A 17,605-nucleotide genomic window follows, 5' to 3' on the forward strand; every position below is an offset into this window, starting at 1 on the left:
ACACCAAACATCATCCCTATTGCAAGCAAGGCTTCATTACCGGGCTTCTCACGATATTTTTTATAAAATAACGTCAGAGGATAAACTAAAAAAAGCATTAAGCTAATCAAGCCAATGACACCTGATAACATCAGACTCATCAAGTATTGATTGTGAATCTGCGTGACATTTGAAATATACAATTTTACGGCATCCGAATAGCTGGAAGCGTTTACGACCTGTGTGACATTCTCTTTATAATGATTAGGACCCACTCCAAACCAGAAATGTTCTTTTACCACCGTCACACCAATATCAAACATCGCATACCGTAACCCGAGTGAAGTTTCATAATATCCTTGCTCGATATGAGAAAAATCACTAAACGTCTCGACGACTTTTCCTTTTGCCAAAAAACCGACCGTTACCCCCAAACTTAATAAAGATATAGCCACATATTTTTTCACTCGTTTCGAGACTGCACTGTTAACAAACAATACATGAATAAAGAGCAGTAACATTGGAATCAGCAACAGGCTTAGTGCCGTCCTCGCACCCGTCAGACCAGAAAGTAAAAAACTACAAATAAGTAGAACAAGATACATCCAGCTTCGATTTTGTACCCACAATATTGCCAGCATGACAGTTGTAATAGGAACAATAAAACCTAAAGCGGCCAAGCCCCGACCACCGTCCGAAGCAAGTCCATAACGATATCCTTGAAAAGAAGCCCAGAACCCGGTTTCCAGGATGGGGGCTATCTCAATAAGAAAAAACGCAATGGCGCAAAAAATGGAGCTCAAAGCAACAATTTTCAGCATATGAGCTTTCTGCCGGAAATGCACACCTAAGAAATACCATAAGGAAATCAACAAAATAAATACGGAAGATTCATTCCGCCATATACCATCATTCATATAGGGAGGAGTCAGGAGAAAGCTTGCAATAAAAACCACCGCATAAAAAACGGCAACCAGAAGCCACTTTTTATCCCATTTTGAAAACTGCCCACCTGCGTTTTTTTTATAATTAAACAAGAGAACCAGCGCTGATATCAAAAACACAGGGCCTCCAAGAGAGGCCATATTTTCAAAATAAAGAGGAATGACAGCGAAAAACGTCATCAAAACAAATGTGATGGATGCCCAGTTCTCCCTGCAAAACCAAACTTTCCAATCCTCACGCATTGTTTCAAACTCTTTAATCATGAACCCTTTCCTTATTAACACTGGAATTATATTTTTCTATAATAGAACCGAAATCACGCACCCGTTCAATGCCAAAATCATCATATATTTTTCCGAAGCTACTTAGGTAAGCATCCTCTTCCGCAATCACTGCACAACACTTTACATCAGGCCTTAACCATCCGGATGTCAGTAAAGATGTGCCAACATCTCCGACAACAGTCGAATTTGGGCTCAAAAACGGCAAAACAAATTCAAATGCCAATTCACTAGGAATAAGCAAACATTTAAATCTGTCAACCAAACAAAGGGGATCCAACTGACCGGTTCGTGGGTGATATTTAACGGCTACGCGAATATTTTGTTTTGCGGCCAACTCTAAAAAGTTCAGGATATTTTCTTCATACCCTTCTATTTTTTTTATATTATCGGGATGTGGAATTATCAAAATCAACTCAACCGCTTGGATCTCATCCAGCTTTTCTTGACTTAAACCTAAGATATTTAAGATATGTCCGCTGAAGTCCATAACAGCAGGGCTCGTAAACCATTCCGTCAGAATCGTACGACATTTCTTTGCCTTTAGTTCAGAAACCGCTTGTTCTGGATGAAACAACCAAGCCTGATCAATCCAATTTGATGCCCCGACTGTTTTCGGCTCATCCCACCAAAAACCATATACCAATTTCTTCAATATACTATTTACAGTGTCTTTGAACCAATGCTTAGGGCGACCTGCATATGAATACAATCCATCGTCCAAATACCAACCTTCAACCCCCTTTGAAGACTCTTCATTCAACAAGTTCATGACGTATTGAAACTCGATTCGCCGATCACTTCCTACAGTAACCACATCAGGTTTAAACCGTTTCACTAGCTGCTCTAACTGTAAAAAGACTTGTTTACGTTCGGCTAATTTATCGGTTCCTTTGGCAGAACCTGATGTGATTTCAACATTCTGAAAAGGTGTTTTTTCGAATGCATTCAATGCTTTTAGATAAAGGTTATTCTGAATATTTCTCTGGTCAATCAAGACCAATTCAGAAACTTGTCTATCAGACAAAGCGGAGGCATGTGCAACTGCCAACAAAACATTCAGTGGTGTAGACACTAAATACAGATTTTTTTGTTTAGAAACGGTTGTCATCTTATATTTGTTCAATTAAGGAATGAAATACGTCGTCCACGCTTAAGCCTTTTAGCGACTCAGACCTTTGTTCGTCGCTTGCAAACTGTTTCAAATAAAGTTCAGCGCAGGGTGACTTCAGACAAATGACCTGGCGACCATTCGCGCCAACTAACTTCGGATCGGTGACCCGATACAACACCACCATAGGTACTTCCAATGCTGCCGCCACATGCGACAAACCGGTATCAACCGATACCACGCCCTTTGCATTTTTCAACAAGTGCGCAATAACATTCAAACTCAACATCCGCTCAGGCACCCAGGCCTGTCCGGTTTCTGCTGAATCCGCCAATCTCGAGGCGCGCTGATACTCCTCGTCGTTCCCCCAAGGCAATACGACTTTGAAGCCGGACTGGTTCACCTTATGCAATAGCTCTACCCAATACTCTTCCGGCCAATATTTGGTCTCCCAGGTTGTACCATGCAAAAAGACCAGATAACCTTCATCACCCCATTCTGCCGGTAACTCTTCCGGTTTTGACCAGGCCTGAGTATCCAAACCGTACACAATCGACTGATCGTCATCAAAAGCATAATTCAAAGCTTGGGCGAACAATTGACGCAGGCGTAAAATGGCATGCTGATCTTTGGCGACCGGATATTTATGCTGATAGAAAAGAGAGGCCAAAGGTTCGCGGGCGCTCTTGAAGTCAAACCCACTCACCGGCCCGTTAGCGCGTCTTCCGACCCACATGCTTTTATAGAGTCCCTGAGCATCCAACACCAAATCGTAACGGGTCTGATTGACCTCTTCAAAGAATGCTTTGATGGCCTCGCGGGTTTCTCGATTAAACAGATCCTTGCGCCATTTACGCAACTCGATTGGATAGACTTTATCGACAACGGGATGCCATTTCGGAATCTCGGCAAAGGATTTTTCCACCACCCAATCCACGGTCAGGTCGGGAATGGCCGCCTGCGCATCTGACAAAGCTGGAAAGGTGTGAAAGACATCGCCCATTGACGACATTTTGATCAAAAGAATACGCATTTACTTAAAATCCAGCACCTTTGGGTTTTCGGACAACCAAGTCAGATACTTCTTAACACCTTCTGCAACGGTATGAAATGGCTGATTGTAACCAGCTTCACGCAAACGCGCATTATCCGCCTGAGTAAAACTCTGATAAGCGCCTTTCAGATGCTCGGGGAACGGAATATATTCGATTTCACCCTTGCCGTGAAAATCAATCACCGCTTCAGCAATGTTCTTAAACGGCTCGGCCGCTGCCGGTCCCAGATTAAATATCCCTGACTTGTCCGGATTCTGCATAAACCAAAGATTGACGTTGACCACATCTTCTATATATACGAAGTCGCGCGTTTGCATCCCCGCGTCATAACCGTCGTAAGGCCCGAACAACTTCAAGTTCTCACCGGCCAAAACCTGGTTGTGCAATTTAAAAGCAACACTCGCCATATCGCCCTTGTGCTGTTCGCGCGGACCGTAAACGTTAAAATAGCGGAACCCTACCACTTGGCTTTCGGCATGAGGCAACACCTGTCGAATATATTGATCAAACTGGAATTTTGAGAATCCGTACACGTTTAACGGCTTTTCATATTGACGATCTTCAATGAATGTCGGGCCGTCGCCATACACGGATGCGGATGAGGCATATAGAAAAGGAATCTTACGGTTCAGACAATAATTCAGCAGGTCTTTGGAGTATTCATAATTATTATCCATCATGAACTTACCGTCCCACTCGGTCGTAGCGGAGCAGGCTCCTTCATGGAAAACGCATTCGATTTCCGGCAGACCTTCCTCTGCGAAGATACGGGCCTGAAAGTCCTCTTTATCCAAGTAGTCGGCAAAATCACAATCTGCCAAGTTAATGAACTTTTTCCCGTTTTTCAGGTTGTCGACGACCAAAATATCGCTACGTCCAATTTTGTTCAATGCTTTAACAATATTTGACCCGATAAATCCGGCACCGCCAGTAACTACAATCATTTTCCTAACCCATTATTTTAGAAATCAAAAAACCGCCCCACACAAGTATGGCAATAAAAAACGACAAGAATACCGCCGCAGAACCTTGATCCTTAGCTCTACCGGAAAGCTTATGGTATTCGTCTCCTATCCGGTCTACTACAGATTCAACGGCTGAATTAAGCAGCTCCACTAACAAGACGATGAACAGCACCGCAATCAAAATCGCCCTTTCGTAGGCAGTATCTCCCAGCCAAAAAGAGCATGGGATCAACAACGCAACCAGAATCGCCTCTTGACGAAAAGCCGCTTCATGTTTCCAGGTGGATTTAAACCCTTTCCAGGAATAACCCGCTGCATACATAATTCTCTTAAAGCCGCTGTGCGGTGACTTCATGTAAACCCTCAACGTAATTCTTCACAAAAAAACATAACAACGGGCAAATCACTAAAACCTCAGACAATGGCAGCTAAACTACCCAAGTAAACAATTAATTCCTTAAACATCTGAGGCAAAAAAACTGATTTGGCAATTCTATCATTTCATAAAATTAAAAAGGTAAAATAACCCCTATTTACTCCTAGAATCTGAACTACCATGGAACAACTGCAAACAAAATGGGGACGTATCAAGGCACATCTTGAATCCTGGTTCATAGACCATGAAATCCTTCGTTCAATTTACCGCAACTTCCACCCTTTATCCAAACAGGCCTACCGGAGTAACCATCCTTCTCCGCTCTTTATAAAAAAACTGCATAATAAATACGGCGTCAAAACCATTATCAGCATGCGCCGAGCAGACAAGACCGGTCAGTACATGCTTGAAAAAGAAGCCTGTGACAAATACGGCATCAATCTGATAAACCACCCGATGTCCTCTCGCGCCCTACCGGATGTAGAACAAGTTTTACAAGCTAAAACCATTCTGGAACAGGCAGAGTACCCGATTTTGATTCACTGTAAATCCGGTGCCGACCGTGCAGGACTAATGAGTGTGTTTTACAAATTGTTTATCGAAAAAAAATCAATCGAAGAAGCATTAGAACAGCTCAGCATGAAATACGGTCACTTTCGCTGGGCGGAAACCGGTAAGTTGGACTATTTTTTCGATGACTATCTCGCCTATCGCAAAGAGAACCCAAATGTTGATTTCCTTGAATGGCTACAAAACCACTATGACAGAAAAGAGTTAAATAATGCATTTCATAGTTCCGGCTGGGCCAACATTATCGTAAATAAAATACTGCGAAGAGAATAAATGTTTGATAAACACACTCAAGAACTATACAAAAGACTCCTGACCTATATCAAACCACACTGGAAAGTCGTGTTGGTAACCTTGATTGCCCTAGCCATTGCAGCGGCAATGGAACCGATGATGCCTGCCCTACTCAAACCACTGGTAGACGACAGTCTAATCGGAAAAGATGCCGATGCGATCATGCAGATTCCTCTCTTAATCATGCTGGTTTTCGTTATCAAAGGGATTGCCGAATATGCCAGCAAAGTCACCAGTGAATGGGTTGCGCACAAAGCCATACTCGCCATTCGTGCCGAAATGTTCGACAAAATGAACTATTTGCCGCAGCAAGCTCATCATGACTACTCGACAGGAAAACTGCTTTCCAAAGTCACCTACGATGTCCCACAAGTTGGCGACTCTTTAAGTCACGCGTGGATCATCATCGTTCGTGACACATTAATTATCCTGGGCCTACTCGGTTTTTTACTCTACACTTCATGGCAACTCACCCTTCTGATGATCATTATCGGACCGGTCATTGCCTTTATCATAGACCGTGCCAGCCGCTTGATGCGTCAATCCAGTAAAGAAATGCAAAACAGCATGGGGGTCTTGACCCAACGATTAGAAGAAGGGCTAAACGGCCACAAGGAAATCAAAATCTACGGTGCGGAAAACTATGAACAGCAGCGCTTCCACGATACGGCAGAAAACCTGCGTAAACACACCATGGACGTCGTAAAAGTTTCAGCAGCTAACGTCCCGCTTGTGCAAATGCTCGCCGCCATCGCATTAGCCGGTGTACTTTACGTGGCTTCAATAATGTCGGCTCAAGACTTGTTCACACCTGGAGAGTTCATTGCTTTCATTACCGCCATGGCAATGATTTTCGAGCCAATCCGCCGCCTGACTAATATCAACACCACCATTCAAAAAGGCATGGCGGCAGCGGAAAGTATTTTTGAACTTCTAGATCAACCAAACGAGCCTAATGAAGGTGTAAAAACCCTCAAATCTCCTGACGGAAAAATCACTTTTAAAGACGTCTGCTTTACCTATGCAAGCAGCAAGCGTCCTGCTTTAAATCACCTGACATTAACTCTACCTGCGAAAAAAACCACTGCTCTCGTTGGCCAATCCGGCAGCGGAAAGACCACTCTCGCCAACTTGATTACTCGCTTTTATCAGCCCCAAGACGGCGATATCCTGATCGACGATACCCCTATCAAAGATCTGGAACTGCATAATTTAAGAGATCAAATTGCTTACGTCAGCCAGAATGTCATCCTTTTCAACGACACATTGGCAGCGAACATCGCTTACGGACAAACCGATATTCCGGAAGAGAAAATCATTCAGGCTGCCAAGTCCGCTCACGCTTGGGAATTCATTGAAAAATTGCAAGATGGACTTAATACGATTGTCGGCGACCAGGGCTCCAGCCTTTCAGGCGGTCAGAGACAGCGTATCGCAATCGCCCGCGCTTTCCTCAAAGATGCGCCGATTCTGATCATGGACGAGGCCACTTCAGCACTGGATAATCAAAGCGAAAAGATGATTCAACAAGCCATGGAAACCCTCAAGCAAAACCGCACGGTCATCATCATCGCGCACCGCTTAAGCACCATAGAAAATGCCGACCAGATCGTTGTACTGGAGCACGGCCAGTTGGCCGAAATGGGCACACATCAAAGTTTGCTGGATCAACAAGGCATCTATGCCAAACTGTATCAGCAGGGAAATGACATCAATGAATGACAAATCCCAAAAACAAGTGTCAACGCAAACGCGCCGCAAGCACATACCCGATTTCAAAACCCAGTTCCTTCACCCAAAATATTGGGGGATCTGGCTCGGCCTCGGCCTGCTCAAACTGCTTAGTTTCACACCATTCAAATGGAAGCTTCCTGTAGGCAAAGCACTGGGCAAGCTACTCTATTGGATCGCACCCAAACGTCGAAGACTGGCCAAGGCGAACATCCAAATCGCTTTTTCCGATCGCTCAGAGGCGGAACAAAACCGAATTCTGAAAGAGCACTTCGAATCGCTGGGCATCAACCTGATGGAAATGGGTATGGTCTGGTGGGGACACCATAAAAAAGATCATGATCACGCTTTCGAACGTTCGATCGTCACCTACAAAGGAAAAGAAAATCTTGTTCAGGCTCAGGAACAGGGAAAAGGCGTTCTAATTCTCGCACCGCATTTCACCACCCTAGAGGTGACAGGCCTGTTCATTTCATTTCTGACCAATTACCATGCAGTATATCGCCCTCACGACAATGAGCTGATGGACTATCTGATTGCTAAAGGCCGCTCCATCGAATTCAACAACGGCGAACACGTCGAACCGGTTTCCAACGCCAATACGCGTAAGATGCTGAAAGTATTAAAAGCAGGCAAAAGCATGACTATCCTGCCTGACCAGCGGTACCGGGCAAAAGGCCATATCGAAGTGCCCTTTTTCGGCCGCTCGGCTCAAAGCAATCCATCAACATCCAAAATAGCGAAATTAACGGACTGCCTTGTTGTGCCGACATTCACCCGCCGACTGCCTGACGGGCATTACGAAGTCGAGTTCTTACCGGCACTGGAAGACTTTCCTTCTGGGGATGACTATGCGGACACATTGAGACTGCACCACCTTTACGAAGAAGAAATCCGCCAAAATCCGGCTCAATATCTCTGGGTGCATAATCGCTGGAACCTAAAAGACTATTGATCACCCTCACCCAAACAACACACGATAACCGGACATAAAAAAACCACCTTTCGGTGGTTTTTTCTTTTTCACAACGTACTGGATTCGATTTAACAAATCAGTGCGAACCGTGACCTGGTTCCCAATCCTTCAACGTATATTCCGCTCCACAATAAGGACATTTGGCATGACCGGTTTCCTCGATCGGCAAGAATACACGCGGATGCGAATTCCATACACTCATGTCTGGTGTAGGGCAATGCAACGGTAAATCCGCATAGGTCACTTCATAATGGCTTTTCGAATTGGTTTTATTCGCTTCACTCATTTCACATTCTCCTCAAAAGCGCTGCTCAATTAAGCAACCGTCGTCAACCAATCCATGTGCGATGCAGAACGACCGTGTACGATATCAAAATACAGACTCTGTAGCTTCTCAGTAATCGGACCACGTGAACCAATACCGATCGGGCGGTTATCCAACTCACGAATCGGCGTCACTTCTGCAGCCGTTCCAGTAAAGAATGCTTCGTCGGCAATGTAGACTTCGTCACGAGTGATGCGCTTCTCGACGACTTCGATACCCAGCTCACGAGCTAACTGCATAATAGTCTTACGAGTAATTCCATCCAAACAACAGGTCAATTCCGGCGTATACAAAACACCGTCTTTAACCATAAAGAAGTTCTCGCCGGAACCTTCGGCAACGTAACCATCCACATCCAACAGCAAAGCTTCATCACAGCCGTGATTGATGGCTTCCTGTAAAGCCAACATTGAGTTCATATAAGAACCGTTCGATTTCGCTTTGGTCATCGTTACATTGACATGGTGACGCGTGTAAGAGGAAGTTGCGATCTTGATTCCACGAGTCAGGTTTTCCTCACCCATGTATGCGCCCCATTCCCAGGCTGCAACCATGACATGTACTTTCAAATTGTCGGCACGGATCCCCATGCCTTCAGAACCGTAAAACGCCATCGGACGGATATAAGCAGACTTCAGCCCGTTTTCACGTACAGCTGCTCTCTGGGCTTCGTTCAACGTCTCTTTATCATACGGCATCGCCATATTGACGATCTTTGCCGAATTGATCAGACGATCGGTATGTGCATCAAGGCGGAAAATAGAAGTACCCTGCTCAGCTTCATAGGCACGTACCCCTTCAAAAACCCCCATTCCATAATGCAGTGTATGCGTCAACACATGCACTTTCGCTTCACGCCAAGGGACCATTTCACCGTCTAACCAAATGAGACCGTCTCTATCCGCCATTGTTTGCATTCAAATTACTCCACAAAGATGTACACAAAATTTAAATAAGAGGAATATTCTATCGTAAAACGTTGAATAGTTAAGGGGGGAATTAAGATAATTTATCTCAAAATTCATGAATAATCACATAATTACGGCCAAAACCACAATATGGTGTGGCCATCAGAACCAAAATCGCTTGATATTTCTTTTCATTTCGATAAAATCATTTTTTTGGAAATTTAATTCAGAAAAAAGCAACCTCGCAGTCGGAGCCTATTAACCACGGACGCCTATGGTTAACCCTGCTGCCTCAGGTTGCTTTTTTGTTTTTAAAACCTACGCTGTATTGAAGAGAGATGAGAATAACCATGTCTGAACACCTTATGAAGACTTATGCAAGATTACCGGTCACCTTCGAAAAAGGTTCTGGCGCACTCCTGCAGGATACAGAAGGGAAAATGTATCTGGATGCTGTCAGCGGTATCGCGGTATGCAGTCTTGGGCATGCACATCCGGCTGTAGCGGAAGCAATCTGCGCACAAAGCCAAACCCTGATTCATACTTCCAACCTCTACAATGTTGCCAAACAACAAGAGCTGGCTGACAAACTGATCGAGCTTTCGGGAATGGATCGCGCCTTCTTCTGTAATTCCGGTGCAGAAGCTAATGAAACGGCACTGAAAATCGCTAAGAAATACGGCCACCAGAAAGGCATCGAAAAACCGGCGGTCATCGTCATGGAGAACAGCTTCCACGGCCGTACCATGGCCACGCTTTCAGCAACAGGAAACCCGAAAGTGCACGAAGGCTTTACGCCATTGGTCGAAGGCTTCATCCGCGTTCCTTACGACAACGTAGACGCAATCAAAGAGCATAGCGACAATCAAAACATCGTCGCCATTCTGGTCGAACCTGTCCAAGGCGAAGGCGGCGTTCACGTCCCTAAAGCCGGTTACTTAAAAGAATTAAAAGCCGTCTGCGAACAGAACAACTGGCTACTGATGCTGGACGAGATTCAGACCGGAATCGGGCGTACCGGTGCCTGGTTTGCCTTCCAACATGAAGGGATCACTCCAGACGTTCTCACTCTGGCCAAAGCGCTCGGTAATGGCGTGCCAATCGGTTGCTGCATGGCCAAAGGCGAAGCAGCTGAAGTCCTCGTTCCCGGAAATCACGGAACCACATTCGGCGGCAACCCGCTGGCATGTGCTGCCGGACTGGCCGTGATCGAAGCCATGCGAATCCACAACCATGTAGAACACGTCGCCAAAAAAGGCCTAGCACTACTTGAAAACTTCCGAGATAGACTCAAGGGTCTAAACGGCGTCGTCGACATCCGGGGCAAAGGCTACATGATCGGAATTCAATTGGATCGTCCTTGTGGTGATCTGGTCGGAAAAGCCCTTGAGAAAGGTTTGCTGATAAACGTAACACGTGGCGACACAATCCGTTTATTGCCGACATTTGTCATGAGCACGGAGCAGACCGAACAACTGGTCAGCCAGCTTACTCAATTAATTACCGAATTTCTCTCCGAGTAATTCGGTATAAACTTTAGAAACTAAGAGGTCATTCAATGACTATTAGACATTTTTTAACTTTAAATGATTTAACGCCAGCTGAACTACAGCAACTATTGATTCGCAGCACCGAGCTGAAAGCAATGCATAAAGCTGGAGAGATTTTCGAACCGCTGAAAAACAAAACCTTGGCGATGATCTTCGAGAAATCTTCTACTCGTACGCGCATCTCTTTCGAGGCGGGCATGACACAACTTGGCGGTCACGCCCTTTTCCTATCCTCCAACGATACCCAACTGGGTCGCGGTGAACCGATTGAAGACAGTGCTCGCGTCATATCCAGCATGGTAGACGGCATCATGATCCGTACTTTCGAGCATGAAATCGTCGAGACCATGGCACAGTATTCCAGTGTACCAATCATCAACGCACTGACCGATGACTACCACCCTTGCCAGCTATTGGCGGACATGCAGACCTACCACGAACACCGTGGCAGCATTCAAGGTAAAACCGCAGTATGGGTTGGTGACGGCAACAACATGTGCCATTCATACATCAATGCCGCAAAGCAGTACGATTTCAAGCTCAGAATCGCGTGCCCGGAAGGTTACGACCCTAAAATGGAACTGGTTGAAGCCAACTCAGACCGAGTTGAGATTGTCCGCAACCCAATGGATGCGGCAGAAGGTGCCGATCTTATCGTCACCGATGTCTGGGCCAGCATGGGGCAGGAAGAAGAACAGAAACTACGTGAAAAGGCGTTTGCTGACTATCAAGTCAATGCAGCCGTCATGCAACAAGCGGATAAAGACGCACTGTTCATGCACTGCCTACCGGCACACCGTGGTGAAGAAGTGACTGCGGAAGTGATCGATGCCAAAGATTCCGTTGTCTGGGACGAAGCAGAGAACCGACTACACGCCCAGAAGGCACTGCTTGAGTTCTTGATGGCCAAATAAGACTCTTACAATTCGTCTGCCTATGAAAAAGCCCGCATGCGCGGGCTTTTTTTTATTTAAGCAAAACCGAACAGGCCTGTTCGGTTTTATTTAAAACTTCGATTTAGTTTATCGGATCCGTTATTGCTGCAGACGCAAACACATCTACGCCACCCACTGGAGTACTCACCTTAACCTCCAACGCACCACTTGTGGCAGTCGCATTTTTGTCATCCGAAGCAACCGAAAAAGTAAACTGCAAATAACTGGTCGTATTCGGAACAGCCGAATACGGTATCGTTGAAAGCGAACCAACATTGCTGGACACACTAATTGCCGATCCGGTAGGAGCGGACTGCCTTACCGCATAGGTACAGGCCGCATCATTCGGATTAACCACCCCAGAGATACGGCTACCATTCGCACCGGTCAAGCACAACGCAGCGGTATCTTCTACCATCACCCAGATTCTTTTCACGTCCAATCCTGCTGCAAAATCGGTCACGACTTTACATTGACCGCCTCCACCAATAGAAAGCTTTCCGTTGGCATCCAAACAGGTTGTATTAACGCCATTCAACTCATACATATAAACGTTTGGCGCACTGCTAGCCATAATAATAACGCCTGAATCCCGGACATTAGTCAGGAAGTTTGACCGACCAGCTACATTATTAGCATCCGTTGGGCAATTCGTCGTATGCTCACAAGGAACCCCGTTATAAACTCCATCCGCAGCTGTATAAGCAGCATTTGCGTCATAATCAATCAGTTTCTCATCAGCACTAAAACCATTACCTGAATTAGGATTATAAGTCCCGGTTTCATCATCATCACGGAATGCTTCGCCTATATCATCGAACGAATCCCCATCATCAAACACACCATTCGCATTACTATCGTAGAATGTTTCATGCCCGATGGCATAGGCCATGACGGTCGAACGGTGATCCGCTGGCCGCGGAGATTGACTTGTCCATACAACCGAACAAACACTATCCGCCGTTTGACAGCTACTTTGGATCAACCCACCTTCTGTCGTAAAGTTGATTACCGTACCATCTGGAACAGGATTATTAAAACGATCTCCTAAACGGGCGGTGACCTTGACAGTCTCACCGTCATAATCCCAACCTTCTGGAGCAAATTTATCCATCGAAAGACTGATACTATTTTGATCGGGGATACCTGTTGTAACAGTCAACAAATCCGATTGCACATAAATCAATTTACCGTCTGACAGCGTCACCGAAGCCCCAACTCTGACAGGTGTCGAGATGGTACCGGCCTGTACAGTCGTGGTTACCAAACCAGACGAATTGGTAGAAGCGCTAGATGGCGATAATGAAAGGCCTCCAACCGTCGTGGATAAATTAAAGTTGATCGTTGCACCTTCAATCGGCGCGCCATAAATATCAACAACTTTAAATGTAACTTGAGAGGTTTCACCGTAACCGACCCCACCCGTTCCTTTTAAGGACATAAATTCTGGCGTCGCTGAAATAAATTGAATCGAGCCTGCTGAAGACGTATTTGCACCACCATCACTGATGGTCGCCGCAAACTGATAGTTTAAAGTGAAGTTACCGGTAAACGCGGTGGAAGTGGCCGTCAGAATCCCAGGAGCCGTTCCGGAAACTAAATCGTCCGGCGAATAGATTGTTACGGTTGCACGCCCAATATGGTCGGTCAACACAGAAGATTGCGACAAGGTTCCCGAAGTGGCTGACAGACTGATGATTTCATTATCAAGAGGCAGGCCTCCGGAATCCAGAAAGACGATATCTACTTTTGCATCGTCATTGGCAGGTATTGTTGTCGAAGTTTCTCCTGTAGAAGAAATTGACATGCTTAAGTTAATACCTGGGTCGTTAAGTTGTGCAGTAGCATCACCACCAGCACTTCCCCCACAACCGGCAATCGCCAGCATTGAAACCAGCAAACCAAACCATCTAAACGTCTTAACCATCGGTCTATACCTCTTTTCTGGAGATGAACGCTTGCGACAACGTCCCGGCATCAATAAACTCTAACTCGCCTCCAATCGGAATACCCTGAGCCAATCGGGAAACCTTGATATTTAGTCTTTTTGCCAACTGCTGTATGTAATGCGCGGTGGCTTCACCTTCAACGGTTGGATTGGTAGCGATAATTAATTCTACCACTCCTTGTTGGGATAAACGACCCTCTAATTGATCCAAGCCGATTTCCGCCGGTCCAATACCGTCAATCGGCGATAGATGGCCCATCAAAACGAAATACTTACCTCGGAAAATACCGGATTGCTCGATCGCCATCATATCCGAAGGCGATTCAACAATACACAACTCCTCTTCCTGCCGGCTACTGGAAGCGCAAATAGAGCAGATTGTTTCCTCGGTAAAGGTTCGACATTGTTCGCAATGATTCACTTTGGAAACCGCCTCTTCAAGCGCCTTCGCCAAGCCAGCACCGCCGGAACGGTTATGTTCCAACAAATAAAACGCCATACGCTGAGCGGATTTCGGGCCAACGCCAGGCAACACCCTAAAAGCCTCGATCAGCTCTGATATCAACGGACTGTACATGCATCATCCATAAAGGTTCAAACCACCTTAAAAACCAACTGGCCTGTTAAAAGGGCATCTTCATGCCGCCTGGTAAATTCATGCCGTCGGTCAATCCACCCATTTTTTCCTGAGTGACTTCTTCAACACGACGTGAAGCACTGTTCACTGCAGCAGCAAACAGATCTTCCAACATCTCTTTATCGTCCATCAAGGCATCATCTAACTCGACTTTCACCAGCTCATGCTTTCCGGTCATAGTTACTTTAACCATTCCACCACCGGCTTCACCCGTTACTTCCATTTCGGCAATTTCCTGCTGCGCGGCCTGCATGTTCTTTTGCATTTCCTGCGCTTGCTTCATCAAATTACCTAAACCACCTTTTCCACCAAACATGCTCTTTCCTTATCAATCATTAATTTTCAATTAAAGTCGTCTTACAGAGCGCAATGCCCTGCCCACGCCACTAATCATAGAGGCGCGATGCTTGTCGGGATGACTTCCATCCCCAATTCGGTTTTCAGCGCACTAACCAACTGGTCCTGAGAAATCGAAGCTTCTGCCATTTTCTGTCTTTCCTCAGCTTGACGCCGTGCATACTTCGCAGGTGTATCATGTTGATCCGCTTGCGCAAATTCTAGTGACAAGTCCTGCCCAAATACTTTCTGCAAACTTTCGGTTAATCTCAAAACGGCCATATCGGTTTTGGCGAATGCTTGCTCAGGATCGACACTCAACACCCATTTCTCGGCTGAATAACTTAACAGAACACTCTGTCTTGCTAGTTCGGCAGCCATACCTTCCGGCTGTAGCTTTTCCAAAACATCCAGCCAGATGCGGCCTCGGTTCTCGTCCGTCAGAACCACATATTCAAAATCAACCGAAACAGCACCCACTTGTACCGGTGCATCCTGCACCACATTCAGAACCGGCTCAGGTAAAGGTTCAGTCCGGCTTAACTCAGATTGTTCATTTTGAACCTGAAGCTGTGCACCAGCATATCCGCCGCCTGCTGCTGGCATCGAATCCGCAAACATTTCCTGCGACGCGCCAAATGAATTCTCCGGAATGAGTGCTGGCTCTTCTACCGCCACCGGTTCTTCAGCAGTGCTTAATGCTGCCGATTGGTTCTGTAGTTCAAACAAATCTGCGGCATTAAAGCCATCTTGCACAGACGGCGCAGTCATGGTCGAGTTATCCATCCCGACCGCCGACGTTTTATCCTGAGGCTTTCCCAGCGGCTGTTTCAACCTCTGTTTAATTTGAGCCAAATGATCACTAGCCGCCGTGGTTGACCCTTCAGATTGAACCGGAGCCGTTGAAGCCACCTCGTCCGTTTGCCAAGGCGGGGCTTCCGAAATCGGTGCCTGCCCTTGACTCATCGAATAATCCATACCAGAATCAACTTGCGGTGCCGGATTGTTCATTTGAGCATTCGGCGCTTCCATAGAAACAGCTGGATTCTGATCCGAATTCATCAAAGACTGTTCCTGAACTGAATTTTCAATGGTGGCTGAAGCTGGCGGCTGGGCATCCGATGCTCTATCTTCATTCGGCTGTTTTTTCGCCATTAAGGCTCTGGCCGAAGATAAACCGGCCAACACCTCTTGAGGATCGGCCTCCTGCAAACTTGGCTCCTGAACACCTGAGTCAAATTGCGAACCTGTCTGCTTGGAGGCACTTCCATCTGTCACCACCATGTCGGCAGGTTGAAAGGCCAGCATTCTCAGAAGCGCCATTTCAAAGCCAATTCGTAAGTCAGGCGCCAACTGCATGTCTTGCTTAGCCAATAAAGCGATCTGGTAAAGCATCTGCACGCGTTGTGGCGAAAGCAACTGGCTCAACCCATCCAAAATTTCTTCAGGTAAGGTACTGGTTCCTTCAACACCACCCAACACTTGTTTGAATGCCAAAGCGTGTAACGTTTCAATCAATTGGGCCAAAAGTGCAGAATAATCCACCCCCATCATGGCCAACTGTTGAATCACCTCCTTCATATCCGAGGCCGAATCTTCCGCCAAGGCCTGTAAAATCGCCACCGTATACTGCTGATCCACCAAACCGAGCATCGTCTGCACCGGTTCGAACATAACCTGACCCGCCCCGTAAGCAATCGCTTGATCTAACAAGCTCAAAGCGTCACGGGCAGAACCGTCTGCACTCTTGGCAATCAACGCCAAAGCACTGGATTCGTAAGGCAGATTTTCCTGCTGTAGGATGTATTCCAAATGAGCCTGAATTTGCGCCTGAGTCAATCGCATCAAATTGAACTGCAAACAGCGGGACAGAACGGTAATCGGTAATTTGTGAGGATCCGTCGTCGCCAACAAAAACTTGACGTGTTCAGGCGGTTCTTCAAGGGTTTTCAATAAAGCATTGAAACTGCTTTTGGAAAGCATGTGAACTTCGTCGATCAGATAGACCTTATATCGTCCCTGAGTCGGAGCGAACTGAACGTTATCCAGAATTTCACGAGTATCGTCCACTTTGGTACGGGAAGCGGCATCCACTTCGATAAGATCGATGAAACGTCCTTCGTCAATTGCGCGACAGGTTTCACAAACTCCGCAAGGATGCGATGAGATGCCTTCCTGACAGTTCAAAGCCTTCGAGAAGATACGAGCGATCGTCGTCTTACCGACACCACGGGTTCCGGTAAACAAGTAGGCATGATGTAAACGGTTTTGATCCAAGGCGTTTGAAAGCGCCTGCATGACATGGGTTTGCCCCACCAATTCATCAAAATTCTTAGGGCGCCATTTTCTGGCCAGTACGGTATAACTCATAGAAAATTCATTCACCCCATCACAGCTAAATACATTCGAAATTACCGGTTATTTTAACGTGATTAAAGAGAAAAAGAGAGGAATTTACCAAGCTTAATTTGGAACGAATCAATTAATGAATTTTGAAATAAAAACAGAGGATTTCAGAGTATGAAATGGAGGCGACCCTACCCGCCTTACCTCGGCGCACACATCAGAAGGTACCGTTGCTTCCTTCCGGACCTGGCGGGGTTCCCAACTTAGTGTCGCGAGGAGACGAATAGAGCCACCACAATATGGAGCGGGTAGGGGGAATCGAACCCCCCTCATCGGC

The 17,605-nt window shown here is 46.2% G+C and carries 16 protein-coding genes and 1 other RNA gene; 5 read left to right on the forward strand and 12 right to left on the reverse strand.

The features are described from left to right. From QCB45_RS11230 to QCB45_RS11250, 5 genes are all read right to left on the reverse strand, one after another. Positions 1-1,187 (reverse strand): O-antigen ligase family protein (locus tag QCB45_RS11230; RefSeq protein WP_279421142.1); only part of this gene is annotated, 1,187 nt, incomplete at its 3' end. Further along, entirely contained in the window at positions 1,180-2,316 is a 1,137-nt protein-coding gene (locus QCB45_RS11235) for a hypothetical protein (RefSeq protein WP_279421143.1), read from the reverse strand. The genes QCB45_RS11235 and QCB45_RS11230, both read right to left, overlap by 8 nt. A 1-nt stretch (position 2,317) precedes the next feature. Next, positions 2,318-3,349: a lipopolysaccharide heptosyltransferase I gene (gene waaC / locus QCB45_RS11240; RefSeq protein ID WP_279421144.1), complete on the reverse strand. Its 1,032-nt coding sequence runs from the start codon at positions 3,347-3,349 to the stop codon at positions 2,318-2,320. Beyond that, positions 3,350-4,315, reverse strand: a complete 966-nt coding sequence (gene rfaD / locus QCB45_RS11245) for an ADP-glyceromanno-heptose 6-epimerase (protein ID WP_279421145.1) — start codon at positions 4,313-4,315, stop codon at positions 3,350-3,352. A 4-nt stretch (positions 4,316-4,319) separates the two neighbouring features. Then, positions 4,320-4,691, reverse strand: a complete 372-nt coding sequence (locus QCB45_RS11250; protein WP_279421146.1) for a diacylglycerol kinase — start codon at positions 4,689-4,691, stop codon at positions 4,320-4,322. A gap of 201 nt (positions 4,692-4,892) precedes the next feature. Here QCB45_RS11250 and QCB45_RS11255 point away from each other — a divergent pair, with 201 nt between their 5' ends. Genes QCB45_RS11255 through QCB45_RS11265 form a run of 3 tightly spaced genes read left to right on the forward strand, consistent with a single transcriptional unit; the run spans position 4,893 to position 8,262 of the window. Then, entirely contained in the window at positions 4,893-5,555 is a 663-nt protein-coding gene (locus QCB45_RS11255; protein WP_279421147.1) for a tyrosine-protein phosphatase, read from the forward strand. Continuing rightward, on the forward strand, positions 5,556-7,298 hold the full coding sequence (gene msbA, locus QCB45_RS11260) for a lipid A export permease/ATP-binding protein MsbA (protein WP_279421148.1): 1,743 nt from the start codon (positions 5,556-5,558) through the stop codon (positions 7,296-7,298). After that, entirely contained in the window at positions 7,291-8,262 is a 972-nt protein-coding gene (locus tag QCB45_RS11265; protein WP_279421149.1) for a lysophospholipid acyltransferase family protein, read from the forward strand. Before msbA ends, QCB45_RS11265 begins: the two co-directional genes overlap by 8 nt. 97 nt (positions 8,263-8,359) lie before the next feature. On the opposite strand, the gene QCB45_RS11270 is transcribed toward QCB45_RS11265, so the two are convergent. Together QCB45_RS11270 and QCB45_RS11275 are read right to left on the reverse strand one after the other, a co-directional pair. After that, a complete protein-coding gene (locus QCB45_RS11270; RefSeq protein ID WP_279421150.1) occupies positions 8,360-8,569 on the reverse strand; it encodes a zinc-finger domain-containing protein in 210 nt (69 codons plus the stop codon). Between the two features lie 29 nt (positions 8,570-8,598). Next, the gene (locus tag QCB45_RS11275; RefSeq protein ID WP_279421151.1) at positions 8,599-9,525 is read right to left on the reverse strand and encodes a branched-chain amino acid transaminase; all 927 of its coding nucleotides are present in this window, start codon (positions 9,523-9,525) and stop codon (positions 8,599-8,601) included. 341 nt (positions 9,526-9,866) lie between these two features. Between QCB45_RS11275 and QCB45_RS11280 the strand changes: the two genes are divergently transcribed. Then, the gene (locus QCB45_RS11280) at positions 9,867-11,039 is read left to right on the forward strand and encodes an aspartate aminotransferase family protein (RefSeq protein WP_279421152.1); all 1,173 of its coding nucleotides are present in this window, start codon (positions 9,867-9,869) and stop codon (positions 11,037-11,039) included. Between the two features lie 35 nt (positions 11,040-11,074). Beyond that, on the forward strand, positions 11,075-11,980 hold the full coding sequence (argF, locus tag QCB45_RS11285) for an ornithine carbamoyltransferase (protein ID WP_279421153.1): 906 nt from the start codon (positions 11,075-11,077) through the stop codon (positions 11,978-11,980). 103 nt (positions 11,981-12,083) lie between these two features. Here argF and QCB45_RS11290 read toward each other — a convergent pair whose 3' ends face one another. The 5 genes from QCB45_RS11290 to ffs all read right to left on the reverse strand — a co-directional run bounded on the left by QCB45_RS11290 (position 12,084) and on the right by ffs (position 17,554). After that, on the reverse strand, positions 12,084-13,808 hold the full coding sequence (locus QCB45_RS11290; RefSeq protein ID WP_279421154.1) for a hypothetical protein: 1,725 nt from the start codon (positions 13,806-13,808) through the stop codon (positions 12,084-12,086). 124 nt (positions 13,809-13,932) lie between these two features. After that, complete coding sequence (gene recR, locus QCB45_RS11295; protein WP_279421155.1) at positions 13,933-14,526, reverse strand: recombination mediator RecR; 594 nt, start codon at positions 14,524-14,526, stop codon at positions 13,933-13,935. A 46-nt stretch (positions 14,527-14,572) separates the two neighbouring features. Next, complete coding sequence (locus QCB45_RS11300; protein WP_279421156.1) at positions 14,573-14,902, reverse strand: YbaB/EbfC family nucleoid-associated protein; 330 nt, start codon at positions 14,900-14,902, stop codon at positions 14,573-14,575. A 74-nt stretch (positions 14,903-14,976) separates the two neighbouring features. Continuing rightward, the gene (gene dnaX, locus QCB45_RS11305; RefSeq protein WP_279421157.1) at positions 14,977-17,292 is read right to left on the reverse strand and encodes a DNA polymerase III subunit gamma/tau; all 2,316 of its coding nucleotides are present in this window, start codon (positions 17,290-17,292) and stop codon (positions 14,977-14,979) included. Between the two features lie 165 nt (positions 17,293-17,457). Next, positions 17,458-17,554: signal recognition particle sRNA small type (gene ffs, locus QCB45_RS11310), an RNA gene on the reverse strand. Positions 17,555-17,605: the final 51 nt, after the last annotated feature.

Origin of the sequence: Thiomicrorhabdus sp. ZW0627, from assembly GCF_029767005.1 — a bacterium.
Classification (GTDB): domain Bacteria; phylum Pseudomonadota; class Gammaproteobacteria; order Thiomicrospirales; family Thiomicrospiraceae; genus Thiomicrorhabdus.

What these genes read in the sequence shown, in the direction of transcription:
- QCB45_RS11250 (WP_279421146.1), bottom strand. Translation starts at nt 4,691, where the DNA reads ATGAAGTCACCGCACAGCGGCTTTAAGAGAATTATGTATGCAGCGGGT.
- msbA (WP_279421148.1), top strand. Translation starts at nt 5,556, where the DNA reads ATGTTTGATAAACACACTCAAGAACTATACAAAAGACTCCTGACCTAT.
- QCB45_RS11255 (WP_279421147.1), top strand. Translation starts at nt 4,893, where the DNA reads ATGGAACAACTGCAAACAAAATGGGGACGTATCAAGGCACATCTTGAA.
- QCB45_RS11275 (WP_279421151.1), bottom strand. Translation starts at nt 9,525, where the DNA reads ATGCAAACAATGGCGGATAGAGACGGTCTCATTTGGTTAGACGGTGAA.
- QCB45_RS11290 (WP_279421154.1), bottom strand. Translation starts at nt 13,808, where the DNA reads ATGTCAATTTCTTCTACAGGAGAAACTTCGACAACAATACCTGCCAAT.
- QCB45_RS11300 (WP_279421156.1), bottom strand. Translation starts at nt 14,902, where the DNA reads ATGTTTGGTGGAAAAGGTGGTTTAGGTAATTTGATGAAGCAAGCGCAG.
- rfaD (WP_279421145.1), bottom strand. Translation starts at nt 4,315, where the DNA reads ATGATTGTAGTTACTGGCGGTGCCGGATTTATCGGGTCAAATATTGTT.
- QCB45_RS11265 (WP_279421149.1), top strand. Translation starts at nt 7,291, where the DNA reads ATGAATGACAAATCCCAAAAACAAGTGTCAACGCAAACGCGCCGCAAG.
- recR (WP_279421155.1), bottom strand. Translation starts at nt 14,526, where the DNA reads ATGTACAGTCCGTTGATATCAGAGCTGATCGAGGCTTTTAGGGTGTTG.
- argF (WP_279421153.1), top strand. Translation starts at nt 11,075, where the DNA reads ATGACTATTAGACATTTTTTAACTTTAAATGATTTAACGCCAGCTGAA.
- QCB45_RS11235 (WP_279421143.1), bottom strand. Translation starts at nt 2,316, where the DNA reads ATGACAACCGTTTCTAAACAAAAAAATCTGTATTTAGTGTCTACACCA.
- dnaX (WP_279421157.1), bottom strand. Translation starts at nt 17,292, where the DNA reads ATGAGTTATACCGTACTGGCCAGAAAATGGCGCCCTAAGAATTTTGAT.
- QCB45_RS11280 (WP_279421152.1), top strand. Translation starts at nt 9,867, where the DNA reads ATGTCTGAACACCTTATGAAGACTTATGCAAGATTACCGGTCACCTTC.
- waaC (WP_279421144.1), bottom strand. Translation starts at nt 3,349, where the DNA reads ATGCGTATTCTTTTGATCAAAATGTCGTCAATGGGCGATGTCTTTCAC.
- QCB45_RS11270 (WP_279421150.1), bottom strand. Translation starts at nt 8,569, where the DNA reads ATGAGTGAAGCGAATAAAACCAATTCGAAAAGCCATTATGAAGTGACC.